Annotated in this window: 10 protein-coding genes; 1 reads left to right on the forward strand and 9 read right to left on the reverse strand. The window is 67.0% G+C overall.

Translation table 11 applies throughout. The features are described 5' to 3' along the window. Positions 1-21: 21 nt before the first annotated feature. From J2X42_RS04395 to lysS, 4 genes are all read right to left on the reverse strand, one after another. On the reverse strand, positions 22-1,764 hold the full coding sequence (locus tag J2X42_RS04395; RefSeq protein ID WP_310162586.1) for a PxKF domain-containing protein: 1,743 nt from the start codon (positions 1,762-1,764) through the stop codon (positions 22-24). Positions 1,765-2,109: 345 nt separating this feature from the next. Further along, positions 2,110-2,439, reverse strand: a complete 330-nt coding sequence (locus J2X42_RS04400) for an Lsr2 family protein (protein ID WP_310162588.1) — start codon at positions 2,437-2,439, stop codon at positions 2,110-2,112. A 132-nt stretch (positions 2,440-2,571) separates the two neighbouring features. Next, a complete protein-coding gene (locus J2X42_RS04405; RefSeq protein WP_310162590.1) occupies positions 2,572-2,751 on the reverse strand; it encodes a hypothetical protein in 180 nt (59 codons plus the stop codon). 2 nt (positions 2,752-2,753) lie between these two features. Continuing rightward, positions 2,754-4,286, reverse strand: a complete 1,533-nt coding sequence (gene lysS / locus J2X42_RS04410; RefSeq protein WP_310162591.1) for a lysine--tRNA ligase — start codon at positions 4,284-4,286, stop codon at positions 2,754-2,756. 91 nt (positions 4,287-4,377) lie between these two features. Between lysS and J2X42_RS04415 the strand changes: the two genes are divergently transcribed. Next, positions 4,378-5,241 carry an alpha/beta hydrolase gene (locus J2X42_RS04415; RefSeq protein WP_396134017.1) on the forward strand — a complete coding sequence of 288 codons (864 nt, stop codon included), beginning with the start codon at positions 4,378-4,380 and terminating at the stop codon, positions 5,239-5,241. Here the strand turns inward: J2X42_RS04415 and atzF are convergent. The 5 genes from atzF to J2X42_RS04440 form a co-directional block, all read right to left on the reverse strand. After that, positions 5,238-7,082, reverse strand: coding sequence for an allophanate hydrolase (atzF, locus tag J2X42_RS04420; RefSeq protein ID WP_310162594.1), 1,845 nt, complete (start codon positions 7,080-7,082; stop codon positions 5,238-5,240). The two genes, J2X42_RS04415 and atzF, sit on opposite strands and share 4 nt — an antisense overlap. After that, on the reverse strand, positions 7,079-10,837 hold the full coding sequence (gene uca, locus J2X42_RS04425) for an urea carboxylase (protein WP_310162597.1): 3,759 nt from the start codon (positions 10,835-10,837) through the stop codon (positions 7,079-7,081). The genes atzF and uca overlap by 4 nt, the downstream gene beginning before the upstream one ends. Then, complete coding sequence (locus J2X42_RS04430) at positions 10,834-11,511, reverse strand: urea amidolyase associated protein UAAP2 (RefSeq protein WP_310162598.1); 678 nt, start codon at positions 11,509-11,511, stop codon at positions 10,834-10,836. Before J2X42_RS04430 ends, uca begins: the two co-directional genes overlap by 4 nt. Continuing rightward, the gene (locus J2X42_RS04435) at positions 11,508-12,392 is read right to left on the reverse strand and encodes an urea amidolyase associated protein UAAP1 (protein WP_310162601.1); all 885 of its coding nucleotides are present in this window, start codon (positions 12,390-12,392) and stop codon (positions 11,508-11,510) included. The genes J2X42_RS04430 and J2X42_RS04435 overlap by 4 nt, the downstream gene beginning before the upstream one ends. Positions 12,393-12,467: 75 nt before the next feature. Next, the gene (locus J2X42_RS04440) at positions 12,468-13,970 is read right to left on the reverse strand and encodes an amino acid permease (protein ID WP_310162602.1); all 1,503 of its coding nucleotides are present in this window, start codon (positions 13,968-13,970) and stop codon (positions 12,468-12,470) included. Positions 13,971-14,085: the final 115 nt, after the last annotated feature.

A 14,085-nucleotide genomic window follows, 5' to 3' on the forward strand; every position in this document is an offset into this window, starting at 1 on the left:
CCCGGCAGGCTTCCCGGCGGGCTACCTGCGGAAGTCGAACATCGCCGCGTGCGTTGTGCCGTCGTTCAATTTCAGCTCAAATTGCCGGCAGGAACCAGCCCAGTCCTTCTGGGTTTTCCAGACGAACGTGTACGTGTCGGACGCTGCGCTGTAGCTCAGCGAGCTGGTTCCGGCGGCAACAGTCTGCTCGATGTCGTCCGGAGCGGGGCCGCCGGGGCAGGCAATGGCGTACGACGACGGCGCTTCCGCCGCCAGGATGCCAAGGCCTCGGTTCCCGCCAAGTCCGAACTTGACCGGCACTGCCGCGCCCGCCTTCATGGCGTTGAGGACGCCACCATTGTCCACCGGCTGGAAGAACCCCCGGAACGGCCACTGCGGCTGGCCGACGGCAAATGGCGAGAAGGAACTCGTCCGCCCGCAGACCTTGCCCGGCTTGCTGCTCACCGTTATGTCCTTCCAGGCACCGTCGGTGAAGTGGTAGAGGTGCTGCTCCCCGGTCATGCCGGTGGTGTCGAACGTGATGCAGACTTCGACCCCCAGCCCTGCGTTGAACTCAGCGGTGGTCTCGATGTCGTAGTACAGCGGCGGGTCCGCCAGCGAGAAGAAGCCGCCGTCGGGGAAGGCGTCGCCGGACTCAAGCCGCGTGACTGTAGTGATTCCTGGCGTCCCCACGCTTGCGAACTTCAGGCTCACATCCGTCCCCCCGGAGCTGTCCACGGGGAACACCTGCACGTTGGTCCCGTCCGTAGTGAGGCTGCGATCCACCGGGCCCACGGCGTTGCTCACCAACGCCGCATATGTGCAGCCAATGCCGGCCACGTCCAGCCGGGCGGTCACGGACTTGCCGCCGGCATCCAGCGGGACCGCAAATGTGGGGCCGAATGCGCCGTCCACTTGGTGTCCGTCCAGGAACCAGCTGTATCGCTGCAGGCAGTCCTCCCCGGCGGGGCCGGGATCAATGTAATCGGGAGAAGCGGTCAGGGTAGCCCCGAGCGCAGGCTGGCCGGTGAGTGTCAGGACCCGTCCCGGGTCTACAGGCACAGGAGCGGCCGGGAAGATTGCATAGGCGAGGTTGAAGTAGTTGGAGCCATTGAGCGTAATGCTTTCGGCTTCGGCTCGGTAAGGCGTCTCCGGCCACCAGCGCTCGGTGAACCCGTTGTCGAAGCGCACCTTGTAGCTGCCCGGAGCCTGGTCCAGGAACGTGTAATAGCCGTTTTGGTCGGTCCGGGTTGTGGCAGCCGGGCCGGAATCCGGTGCAGCGGACCCGTCGTAGAGTTCAACAGCCACATCTGCCAGCAAGGTTCCCTGCTGCGCTGAAACGTCGCTTCCTACTGCCCCGGAGATCGACGAAGATGACGGGTGGAGTACCGTCCAGCCCTGCGAATTCCAACTGGAGTTGGCGGGGGTGACAGAATCCACCACAATGTCGTCCGCTGTCGCAAAAGTGGTCCTCTCCTGGTAGCGGAGGAGCTCCAGGAAAGCATCCCCATCGCGGCCGGAGCTGGCGGTGAACCAACTGTCCAGAAAACCTTCGGCGGTGACCCTGATCCTGTAGCTTCCGTCAGCCAGATCGAAGGAAGCAGTCTCCCCCAACCCAGCGCCGGCGGCCCTGGTCATGACCGGCAGCAGGCCGTCACCGGCTGCGTCGAAGACGTCATATGTGACGACGGTGGCAATTGCCGGGGCAGAACTTTCGTTGATGTTGGCCATGACCTCGGTGGAATCCAGGATCACGCTGAGATCCACGCGGCCGGGCTCTGCCACAGCCGGAGCACCAGGAAGAGCAGCCAGGAGAAGGACCAACGCAGCAAGGACTGCCGTAAACCGCCGAGAACCGCTTTTTCCAGACATTCCAGCTCCCGCCACGCGTCGATTCGAGAGGGCGAATTCGAGCGGGCGTCCCATGCCGGAAGCTCAATACCCAAATCACCGGCTGATCCCCTTGGAAATCGAGGGCGATTAGCCCCACAGTACGCTTGGTGGCTGTTAGTCAGCAAGGGTTTTTGGGTCCGCGCGCGCGACCCTTACACATTCTTCAATTGGCAGCAAAAAACCCTGCCTACACCCGAGGGTGAAGACAGGGTCTATTACGCCGGCGAGGGGCCGTTATCAGGAATTTGCCTTTTGGTAGGCTTCCTGGATTTCAGCCTGAATTCGGCCCCGGCTGTTAACCGTGTAGCCGTTGTCCCGTGCCCACTGGCGGATTTGGGCAGAATCATTGCTGCGGGTGCCAGTAACGACCTTGGCGCGGGTGGCCCGGCCGGCGGATGTCTTGCGCCCTGCGGCAATAAACCGCTCCAGGGACGAACGGAGCTCGGCCGCGTTGGCCGAGGACAGATCAATTTCGTAGCTGACCCCATCGAGGCCAAAACGGACATTCTCGTCCGCGGATCCCCCATCCAGATCATCTACGAGGATGATGTTTACTTTCTGTGCCATTAAATAGTCCTCTTGGGAAGGTTCGGGTTGTCAGAAAAGCAGGATGTTCCTGTAAAAAGTATGACCCTCTTTATGGCAACGCGTCAAAGCGTCAAAAGGTTCCTGGGGATATTCGCAGAAAGTACTTTCGATTTATTTATCGGATTCTGCGTCCGGCCCGTTCAATGGCGCAGCGGAACGCGCTTCGGCCTCAGCCTGGGCGCGCGCTTCGGCCTGCCGTTCGGACTTATCTGCATTAAAGATCGATTTCATGGCGAACCAGAAAAGCAGGCCCACTACAAGTGACGGCAGGAGTACGGCTACGTATTCCATGCTCAGTGGCCTTCGGGCTTCAGGAGCGGGAAAAGAATGGTTTCGCGGATGCCGGCACCGGTGAACAGCATGACCAGCCGGTCGATGCCGAGGCCGATGCCGCCCATGGGCGGCGCACCGTATTCGAGGGCGCGGAGGAAGTCCTCGTCCAGCTGCATGGCCTCGTCGTCACCGGCGGCCGCATGCCGGGACTGCTCGGTGAGCCGCTCGCGCTGGATGACGGGGTCGATCAGCTCGGAGAAGGCCGTGCCACGTTCCATGCCGCCGATGATGAGGTCCCAGGCCTCGATCAGCCGGCCGTCCTCGCGGTGCGGACGGGCCAGCGGCTGCGCGGACGGCGGGTAGTCGTACACAAACGTGGGGTTCAGGAGCGTGGGCTCCACGATTTCTCCGAACAGTTCCACGGCGAGCTTCTCGGCGTCCCACTTCGGGTCCACCTTGACCTCGTGCTTTTCGGCGATCCCGCGCAGCACCTCCAGCGAAGTGTCCGGCGTGACCTCCTGGCCAACGGCGTCGGACAGTCCGGGGTAGACAGAGACCCAGGCCCAGTCGCCGTCGAGGTTGATCTCGCCGGCCTCGGTCTGCAGGGTGCGGCCGGCACCCACCGCATCGGCGGCGTCGAGGATGATTTCCTTGATGCGCTGCGCCATGACGAACTGGTCCGCCCAGGCCTCGTAGCACTCGAGCGTGGTGAATTCCGGGCTGTGGGTGGAGTCCACGCCTTCGTTGCGGAAGACCCGGCCCATGTCGTAGACGCGGTCGATGCCGCCGACCACGGCGCGCTTGAGGTAAAGCTCGGTGGCGATCCGCAGGGTCATCTTCTGGTCGAACGCGTTCATGTGCGTCTCGAACGGGCGCGCCAGGGCGCCGCCGTGCACCAGCTGCAGGATGGGCGTTTCCACCTCCACGTAGCTGTGGCGGTGCAGGCTCTCGCGGATGGAGCGGGTGATCGCGGCGCGGGTGTAGACCATTTCGCGGGCTTCGTCGCGCACCATCAGGTCGACGTACCGCTGGCGGACGCGGGTTTCCTCGTTCAGTTCCGCGTGCAGGACGGGCAGCGGGCGGAGCGCCTTGGAGGCCATGGACCAGGAGTCTGCCATGACGGACAGCTCGCCGCGGCGGGAGGAAATCACCTCGCCCTTGATGAACACGTGGTCGCCCAGGTCAACCAGGGCCTTCCAGTCGGCGAGCGCTTCTTCGCCCACGTTGGCGAGGCTGAGCATGGCCTGGAGCCGGGTGCCCTTGCCGTCAACGCCGCCTTCCTGCAGCGTGGCGAAGCACAGCTTTCCGGTGTTGCGCACAAAAACCACGCGGCCGGTGACGCCCACAACGTCGCCGGTGGTCTCGTCGGCTTCGAGGTGCGCGTACTTTTCGCGGATCTCGGTGAGGGAGTGCGTGCGCTCAACACCCACCGGGTATGCCTCGCTGCCGCGCTCGATCAGCTTGGCGCGCTTTTCCATGCGGATGCGCATCTGTTCGCTGGCGTCGAGGGGCTCTGGGGCATTCTTGGGGGCGGGGGTGTTTTGGGAAGTCACAATCCCCAAGTTTACCGGGAGTTCGGCGTACCGGCTTCGCGGCCGTTCTGCCGGCTCCGCCGCCCGGGACGCCGGAGCCCCCGCCCCTAGGATGGGGAGGGTGAAAGAACAGGTAGTGCCAACGCACGACGGCGGCCGGCTGGCTTTGTACAGCTACGGCACCGTGGACGCGCCGGGAGAACGCCGCGTGGTGCTGATCGGCGGCGCCTTCCTCACCGCCCTGATCTACCGCCCGTTTTCCCAGGCGCTGGCGAAGGGCCTGGGCCACGGCTGGGCGGTGGATGTCTACGACCGCCGGGGCCGCGGCAAGTCCAGCGAACAGCCGGCGGACTACTCCATGGCCACCGAAATCGCCGATCTCCGCACGGTCCTGGACACCACCGGCGCCCGCAACATCCTGGGGCACAGCCTGGGCGGCTCCGTCGCGCTGAACGCTGTGCAGGAGTTCACCGGAAGCGGCTATGTTCCGGACAAGCTGTGCGTGTACGACGCCGCGGTGAACATCGACGGCAGCATCGACACCGCATGGCTGGACGACTTCGAAGACGCGGTCGACGCCGGCAACGTGGGGCATGCGCTGGCCCGGCTGAAGAAAGGCATGCAGCCCGCCACCGCCCTCGCCAGGATCCCCGAACCTGTCCTGGCCGGGCTGATGGCCCTGGTGTCGCGCACGAAGGTCAACCGGATGTTCCGCGAGCTCATGCCCACGGGGGTGGGTGAGCTGCGTGCCGCCTACGATGAGGCCGAGCATGTCCGCGATTTCGCCGTCCTGCCGGCCAACACGCACTTCATGGTGGGCGGCAAGAGCCCGGGCTATTACAAGGTCACGGCCCGGCGGCTCCACGCCGCGGTTCCCGGGAGCACCTTCGAGCTGTCACCCAAGGGTTTCCACGGCTCCATCCCTGCCGCCGTCAAGGAGCTGGTGACGGATATCTCGGAGTACTTCCGGGGCTAAGCTCCGCGGCTGAACCCTGCCAGGGCGGCATCTCCCAGGGCCTGCCACACGCTCTTGGGTTGAGTCGCGTGGTCCTTGGCTGCCAGCCAGTCGCCGTAGCGCGTAACGTCCTCCCCCTGCGCGGCCGCCACTGCATCGCAGGCGAACCCCACAGCCCTGGAACCGTCAGCCAGTTCCATCGATCCGAGCAGCATGGGTTCGGGCAGGGCAGCCAGGAACGCCCCCAGCCCGGCTTCGGAGACGAGCCACCGTTCACCCACAAGCTGGGCTCCGCCGTCCTCCGCACGGTACACCCCGGGCTTCGGCGGCACGGTGTCCAGGGACACCATCCGGTAGCGGGCCGCTGTGCGCACGGGGCCGGCCCAGGCGGCCCCGAGCGCCTCGAGTTGCGGAGCCAGCGGCTGCCCCTTGCGGTGGGCGCCGACCACCACCAGCGGGACAGCGACGGCGCCTGCAGCCACCGGCCAGGGAACGGACCACGACGCGTGGACAGTATCGTCCGGAGCTGCGGGCGCAGCACCGTCGGCGCAGAGCACCGGAAAGTCCGGGGTTGCCTCCAGGAGCCGGGCAATGTCCGCGGCGACGGCGTCGTCGAACGTCCGGCCCACTACGGTCAGACCGAACTGGGCGCCGTCCACTTCACCGGAAGGAACGGCAACGGCGCACAGGTCGAACAGGTTGCAGAAGTTCGTGTAGGTACCCATCAGCGAGTTCACTCCCACCGGGTCTACGACCACCTCGGCAAGGGTGGGGTGGAACGGGGCGGTGGGGACCAGCAGGGCGTCAAACCCTTCCAACTGCGCCATCGCCTGCTGCTTCAGTGCTTCCAGCTTCGCGGTGTCAGCGACGTACTGATGGGCAGGCACCTTCCCCGCCGCCCGGATGATGCCCGCCACCGTTGGGTCGAGGCCCGCCCGGGCGCCAGCGCCGCCGTCGGCTGCTTCAATGAATTCGCCGACGGCGGCGTAGCGCTCCGCCACCAGACCACCGTCATACAGCAGCCGGGCGGCCTTGAGGAAGGCATCGAATTCGATCGCCTCCGCCTCCACGCCCAACGCCTTAAGCCGGTCCACATTGCGGTGGAATTCGGCTGCCCAGGCCTCCGGCAGTGCCGGAAGTGACGCAGGGTACGCAACCCGCGGTTTCTCCGGCGCCGCCAGCCGGATGTCCGCCGGCCAGGCCCGGGATCCTCCCGCCATCGCGCCTATGGCACGTTCAGCCGTTGACAGGCGGCGGGCGAAGATGGTGACGGCGTCCCAGGATCGACAGGCTGGCACCACGCCGGCAGTGGACACAACGCCCAGGGTAGGTTTGATGCCCACGATGCCCTGCAATCCGGCAGGCACCCGTCCCGATCCTGCCGTATCCGTTCCGATGGCGATATCCACCAGGCCAAGTGCCACAGCGACCGCGGAACCGGAACTGGAGCCGCCGGAGATGTAGTCCGGCCGGCGGGAATCCCGGACCGCGCCGTACGGGCTACGCGTACCCACCAGGCCGGTGGCGAACTGGTCCAGGTTGGTGGCGCCCAGCACCAGGGCGCCGGCGGCGCGGAGGCGGGCCACCGGTTCTGCATCGTTCTCCGGCAGGTAGGCAAACCCGGGGCACCCCGCCGTGGTGGGGATTCCTGCGACGTCAACGTTGTTCTTGACGGCAAGCAGGAGCCCGGCCAGGGGCAACTCGGCGCCGCCCGCCACTGCTGCGTCAATGGCGGCGGCCTCCGCCAGCAGGTCATCAGCACCGCGGAGGGTGATCCAGATTTCCGGACGGTCCACTGTTTCCAGGGCGGCAAGGGCCGCCCTTGCGCGCGTGGTAGCGGCGCCGGTGGTTGCGGTGTTCATACTGCTGCCTCTTCCAGTTCGTGAGCTTCGATAACGGACACGAGCTCCGCATCCACGCTGCCGAGGACCACCACTGCTTCTCCCGCAACCACCTGCGAACCTGCGGCCGGCAGAACCTGCAGCACCACGCCGTCGCAGGGTGCTTCCAGGACGGTCTCCATCTTCATCGCCTCCAGGGAGACCATCGGCTGGCCCTGCACCACCCGGTCGCCTGGCTTCACGTCCACCTTCCAGACACTTGCAGCGAAGGGCGCAGCCACGAGGGAACCGCCTTCCGGAACGGTCACTTCATCGGCCACCGGTGAGATGACGGCGGCGAGCGCGTCGGCCCGGTCGAACTCGCCGGCATCGGCCCACGCCTGCCGCTCGACGGCGAACGCGCTGCCCTGTTTCTCCCGGAACGCCGCTATGGATTCGCGGTTCTCTTCGAGGAACACCTCATGCTCAGCCAGCGAGAACGTGCCGTCCTCGATCTCCACGCCGCGGCCGCGCCCGGCGGCCATGTCCGCGCGGAGGTCCAGGAGTTCCTCGGGGCTGACCGGGTACCAGGAGATCCGGTCGAAGAAGCGCAGCAGCCACGGCGAGCCGGGCTCGAACGGGGCGGACTCCGCGTAGCGCGACCAGACCTGGGTGGTGCGGCCAACGAACTGGTAGCCGCCCGGGCCTTCCATGCCGTAAATGCACATGTACGCGCCACCGATGCCCACCGCGTTCTCAGGTGTCCAGGTGCGGGCGGGGTTGTACTTGGTAGTGACCAGGCGGTGCCGCGGATCCAGCGGGGTGGCAACCGGGGCGCCCAGGTAGACGTCGCCCAGTCCAAGGACCAGGTAGTCCGCGTTGAAAACGGTGTCGAACACGTCATTGACCGAGTCCAGGCCGTTGATCCGCCGGATGAATTCGATGTTCCAGGGGCACCACGGGGCGTCGTCGCGGACGCCCGCCATGTAGCGTTCGATCGCCTCGCGGGTGGCGGGGTCGTCCCAGGACAGGGGCAGCCGGACCGTGCGGCTCGGGACCACCAGCTCGGAACTCGCCGGCAGTGCCGCCTCAATTTCCCGGACAAGGCCCAGCAAGCGGCTGGTGGAAAGGACCGAGGGATCAACCTTGACCTGCAGGGAGCGGATGCCCGGGGTGAGGTCCACGATGCCCGGCACGCGGAGCTGTTCGAGGTGCTGGTGCAGGGCGTGTACACGTGCGCGGAGCCCAAGGTCCAGGACCATTTCGCCGTACTCCACGAGCAGGTTGTCATCACCTGAGCGGCGGTAAGTGACCGCCGGCCTGCCGGTGCCTTCCGGCACCCGGCCCAGCACGCCGTCGTCGCCATCCCCGCGCGAGATGCTGACGGCCGGGGCGGAGGCCGCTGCGGTGATTCCGGCGGCGGTTACCTTCGCCACGTCCCCTGACCAGCTGGCGTCGCCGGGCAGGACCAGCTGCCGGCCCGGTCCCAAATCCTTGGCCGACGGCGCCTGGCTGGCCCGGACCGGAACGAACCGGACCTTGTCCCCCGGCCGGAGCTGGCCGAGCTTCCAGCGGTCGGCAGTTACCACGGTGACCGGGCAGACGAACCCGCCCAGGCTGGGACCGTCGGGGCCGAGCAGGATAGGGGTATCGCCGGTGAAGTCCAGGGCACCCACCGAGTACGCGGTGTCGTGGATATTGGACGGGTGCAGGCCGGCCTCGCCGCCGTCGGTCCGCGCCCAGCGCGGCTTGGGGCCGGTCAGCCGGACGCCGGTGCGGGCGGAGTTGAAGTGGACCTCATACTGAGAGGCATACAGCTCTTCGATGTCTTCGCGCTGGAAGAAGTCCGGAGCACCGTGCGGGCCTTCCGTCACGGCCAGCTCCCAGGTGGAGGCCAGCGCGGGCCGGCTGTCCAAGGGCACGGCTGCCGTGGGTGCCGCGCTTCGGGCACCTGCGGCGGGCTGTACAGCGCGGAGCACGTCGCCGGCGCGCAGGACCCGTCCGGCGTGCCCGCCGAACTGGCCCAGCGTGAACGTAGAGGCGCTGCCGAGGTACTCCGGAATGTCCAGGCCGCCCTGGAACAGGATGTACCCGCGGAGCCCATGCCCCGCCGCGGTGCCGACGTCGAGCGTTCCCCCCGCCGGAACCGTCACCGGCGCCCAGGAGGGCACCTCCGCCCCGTCGACAGTCACCGTTGCCTCCGCGCCGGTGACGCAGACGGTGGTGGGGTGGGTGAAGGTCAGGCTGGGACCGGTCATGGTGAATTCGAGGCCCGGAGTACCTTCCGGGTTGCCGAGGGCGATGTTTCCAAGCCGGAAGGACAGATCGTCCATGGGACCGCTGGGTGGAACGCCGATCTGCCAGAGTCCGGTCCGGCCGGGCCAGTCCTGGACGCTTGTCTGCAGGCCGGGGCGGCCTACGGTGATGCGCGGTTCGGGGTCGCCCACATTGTCCAGGGTGCTGGTGGAATGGTGGACCCGGCGGACCACGTCCAGGGCGGTGGCGGCGCGGAGCATCCCCAGGTTCGTTTCGATGCCGTCGATCCGGGTGCCGGTGAGCGCTGCGGCCAGCCGGGCAAAGGCCTCGGTGCGGCTTGCGCCGGAGGTGATGATCTTGCCCAGGAGGGGATCGTAATTGGTGGAAACTTCTGTACCTGTTTCCGCCCAGGCATCCACCCTCGCTTCTTCTGCCTCCGGGTAAACGGCGTTCGTGACGGTCCCGGCGCTTGGCTGGAAGCCGCGCGCAGGGTCCTCGGCGTAGACGCGGGCTTCCACGGCGTGGCCAGTCACAGGCAGGCTGTCCGGCAATCCTTCAAGGACGGTGGCGGCTTCGCTGCCGCCCTGGGCAAGACGGAGCATCCACTCCACGAGGTCCACGCCGGTGACGGCCTCGGTGACGGGATGCTCCACCTGCAGGCGGGCGTTGACCTCGAGGAAGGACGCCTCTTTGCGGGTGGAGTCGCAGACGAATTCAACTGTGCCGGCGGAGCGGTAGTTGAGGGAAGCGCAGAGTGCACGGGAGCTGCGGTGGAGTTCTTCCCGCAGCCCTTCCGGCAGGTCCGGGGCGGGTGCCTCTTCAAGGACCTTCTGGTGGCGGCGCTGGAGGGTGCAGTCCCGGTCGCCCAGGCTGACAACCCGGCCTTCGCCGTCGCCAAACACCTGGACCTCGATGTGGCGCGCATTTTCGACATACCGTTCGGCGAAGACGCCGGCCGTGCCGAAGCTGGCACCGGCCAGGCGGGCGACGCGCGGGAAGCTTTCCACCAGTTCAGCCTCGGTGCGGCAGACGGTCATGCCGATGCCGCCGCCACCGCCGGTGGCCTTGAGCATCAGGGGGAAGCCAATGGCGGTGCTGGCCGCGACGGCGTCGTCCACGTCCCGAAGCAGGCCGGAACCGGCGATCATCGGCACCCCGGCCGCCCGGGCGGCGTCGCGCGCGGTGTGCTTGGTGCCGAAGATGCGTAACTGCTCGGGGGTCGGGCCCACAAAGACGAGCCCGGCCGCTTCCACTGCCTCGGCGAAGGCGGCGTCCTCGGAGAGGAAGCCGTAGCCAGGGTGAATCGCCCCGGCACCGGCGGCTTTGGCGGCGCTGATCAGCGCGTCCACGCGAAGGTAGGACTCCTTCGCCGGGGCCGGCCCCAGAAGTACCGCTTCGTCGGCCAGCCGGACGTGTTTGGCGCCCCGGTCCGCTTCGGAGAATACGGCAACGGTCCGGAGTCCCAGCTTCTTCGCGGATTCGATGATGCGGCAGGCAATTTCCCCGCGGTTGGCAACCAGGAGGGTGTCGAAAGAATTCACAGCGCAGCCTCCGGCCGGGTGACGATCATGCGGACGGGGGTGGGGTTGAAACCGTTGCAGGGGTTGTTGACCTGTGGGCAGTTGGACACGAGCACCAGGGTGTCCACGTCTGCGCGCAGCGCCACCCGCTTTCCGGGGGCGGACAGCCCGTCCACGATTCCCAGGGCACCGTCCGGGTCCACGGGCACGTTCATGAACCAGTTGATATTGGACACCAGGTCCCGCTTGCCCAGGCCCCAGCGGGAGCCTTCGATCAGGAAGTTCTCCACGCAGGCATGCTGTTCACGGGTGTGCTGCCCGTAGCGGAGCGTATTGGACTCCTGCGAGCAGGCACCGCCGATGGTGTCGTGCACGCCCACCTCGTCAGCAACAACTGTCATCAGGGGCGCTCCAGTGTCCGCCCGCAGGACGGAGCCCGTGGTGAGGACGATCGACTGCTGCCGGGCGATGGTGACGGCCGCGGAGTACCGCACGGTGGTGTCGCCTGCGGCGTACAGCAGGCAGTCCACGGCCTGGTTGCCTTCGAGGTCAACGATGGTCAGTACGTCGCCGGCGGACACGACGGCGGACCAGGGGCCGCGCGCCTCGACGAGCTCGTCGAGGACCACGTCGCCGGGAGCCAGGGCAACGTCGCGGGGACCTGCTGCGGACGGGGTGTAGGTGGCGGTGTTCATCGGGCATTCCTTGCAGTCAGATCGTGTTCGGTGTTGTGCAGTGCCTGCAGGTGTTCGGGAGCCAGGGGCCCGGTGAGTGCACCGGATTCCAGTGCCGCCAGGTCCTGCGGCGCGTGCCAGGCAACGATGTCCACGGCGGTGCCCGTGAAGTCCGGGCGCGGGTCCAGCGGGTGGGCGGTATTGGCAAGGACCAGCACGGTGTCCATCTGGAACAGGAGTTCGACGGCGGCTCCCGGGCCGGCGCTGCCGGTGAAGGTGATGCTGCCGGCAGGGTCCACGCTGACGCACTTGAAGAGGGTCAGCGACGGTGCCACATCACGCGGGCCAAGCCCATTCTTGAGTGCTCCGAGGGTGAGCAGTTCGCGGGCGGCAGGGGACGCACTGTGGGCGGTTCCCGCACCGTACCGTGCCGTGTTTCCTTCCAGGGTAGTGGCACCCGTCAGAGCGTCGTGGCGGGAGGACGTATCGGTGACAATCGTGGCCATCAGGCGGCCGGCGTCGGAAAGCAGCGGGTGGCCCGTGGAGGGATAGGCCTGCCAGGGCACCTTGACGGTGTCCGCGATGTTGAGCCGTTCGTGCAGTGCCCCGGCGCGGTAGAGGAGGGCGTGCACGCAGGCATCGCCGGACGTGTCCGTGAGCCTGATCCGGGTGCCGCGCGCCAGTGTCATGGTGGTGTAGCGGCCGAAGGCCAGTGATTCGGCCCAGGTGAGCGTGTTCGCGGCGGCACCGTCAAGGCCTGCAGTCAGGCGTTCCGGGGCGGAGGCGGCGGGCACGTATCGCATGGTGTCAACGGTCCTGCCGTGCTGCTCCCTGGCGTGCGCGCGGGCGCCTGCCGTGGTGGCGGTGCCGGCCGTTGCGGGGCTTTCGGTTATTTGTGTCATGTCAATCCCGTGTTGTTCTGAAGCGCGGTTTGTTGCGCGTGGTTGTTCCGGAAGCGTGCGCGGAGCGCCGGCACGTCAGGCCTTCGAAGCCAGGTTCCGCCGTCGGACCCACACCCCTAGGAGCAGGACCACGGCGACCATCAGAGGCGCTGAGTAAAGGAGGATGCCGTTTTCGCCGGACGGGTCGTAGACCTCGGGCCTGGGCCAAGCCAGGTTGACCACCATCAGGGCCCCGTAGAGGACGGCGAGGATGTTTACCGGGAGCCCCCAGCGTCCCAGGGAGAACAGTCCGTCCGGCAGCGCCTGCCCCGCCCGGTTCCAGTCTCCGCGGAGCCTGTTGAGGAGCTGCGGCACGGTGACCAGGAGGTAGGCGATGTAGACCATGACAATGCAGACGCTGCAGAGGGTGGTGAACAGGGCCGCGTTGCCAACGTTGATGGCAAGGACGCCGACGGCCAGGGCACCGATTGCGATCGACGGCCACATGGGAGTGCCGCGGGTGGGGTGGACCGAGGAGAGCAGGGCGGAGGCGGGCAGCTTGCCGTCGCGTGCCATGGAGAACACCAGCCGGGAACCTGCGGTCTGGATGGCCAGGGTGCAGACGAAGATGGCGATGGCAACGTCGACCAGCAGGACCTTGCCCCAGAACGTGCCCAGGACGGCGGTGAGCACGTAGGGCAGGCCCTCGGTCGCGAGGCGGCCGTCGTCGAGGCTGGGTGCGGCCATCAGGGCGGTGATGATCATCAGGGCTCCGCCGATGCCGGAGATGAGCAGGGCGGAGAGGATGGTGCGCGGAGCCGTGCGGCGCGGGTCCTTGGTTTCTTCCGAGAGCTCGCCGGCGGAATTGAAGCCCACCATGACGTAGGCGGCCATCAGGCCGGAGACAAGGAAGGCTCCCACGGCGCCGAGGTCCGAGCCCTGAATCATCGTGGTATCCGCGACGACCTCAGGTCCACGCTGGGCCGCGCTGATGAGGGCGAGGATAACGGCCGCGACGCCCACGATCTCGCAGGTGACGCCCACTGAATTTACGTGGGCCATGAGCTTCACGCCGAGTGAGTTGATGATGGTGGTGGCCACCAGGAGCACTGCTCCGAGGATGACGGCGTTGGCGGCACCGCTGACGGTGTTGAGCGCCGGATCGCCGCCAACAATCTGGAAGCCGTCCCAGAGCTGGGGCAGCACCACCTGCAGGGCGATTGCGGCGGCTGCGGCGGTCACCACCTGGGCAATGGCCATGAACCAGCCGGCGAACCAGCCCACGCCCTCTCCCCCGACGCGGCGGGCCCACTGGTACACGGCTCCGGACAACGGGTAGCGGGCTGCCAGTTCGGCAAAGTTCAGGGCCACGAGGAACTGGCCCACCAGGACCACCGGCCAGGTCCAGAAGAAGGCCGGCCCCGCGAAGGAGTAGCCGAAGGCGAACAGCTGGAAGATGGTGGTCAGGATCGAGACGAAGGAAAAGCCGGCAGCAAAGGAAGCGTAGCGGCCGAGTTTCCGGTGGAGGGTGGGTTCGTAGCCAAGGGACGTCAGATCCGCGTCGTCCGCGTGGACGGCGGGAGCAATGGTTGAGGTCATCGGATTCTCCGGGGGCTGGAATGGCGAGGGGCCGCCGGTATTGCAGCACTCGGCCGAGAGCTGCGGAATACCGGTCAATTGATAGTTTTCCAGCGCGATGTCCCCAACTAGTTTC

Origin of the sequence: Arthrobacter sp. BE255, from assembly GCF_031457335.1 — a bacterium.
In the GTDB taxonomy this organism is placed as follows: Bacteria; Actinomycetota; Actinomycetes; order Actinomycetales; family Micrococcaceae; genus Arthrobacter.

What these genes read in the sequence shown, in the direction of transcription:
- J2X42_RS04400 (WP_310162588.1), bottom strand. Translation starts at nt 2,439, where the DNA reads ATGGCACAGAAAGTAAACATCATCCTCGTAGATGATCTGGATGGGGGA.
- J2X42_RS04405 (WP_310162590.1), bottom strand. Translation starts at nt 2,751, where the DNA reads ATGGAATACGTAGCCGTACTCCTGCCGTCACTTGTAGTGGGCCTGCTT.
- J2X42_RS04415 (WP_396134017.1), top strand. Translation starts at nt 4,378, where the DNA reads ATGGGGAGGGTGAAAGAACAGGTAGTGCCAACGCACGACGGCGGCCGG.
- atzF (WP_310162594.1), bottom strand. Translation starts at nt 7,082, where the DNA reads ATGAACACCGCAACCACCGGCGCCGCTACCACGCGCGCAAGGGCGGCC.
- J2X42_RS04430 (WP_310162598.1), bottom strand. Translation starts at nt 11,511, where the DNA reads ATGAACACCGCCACCTACACCCCGTCCGCAGCAGGTCCCCGCGACGTT.
- J2X42_RS04435 (WP_310162601.1), bottom strand. Translation starts at nt 12,392, where the DNA reads ATGACACAAATAACCGAAAGCCCCGCAACGGCCGGCACCGCCACCACG.
- J2X42_RS04440 (WP_310162602.1), bottom strand. Translation starts at nt 13,970, where the DNA reads ATGACCTCAACCATTGCTCCCGCCGTCCACGCGGACGACGCGGATCTG.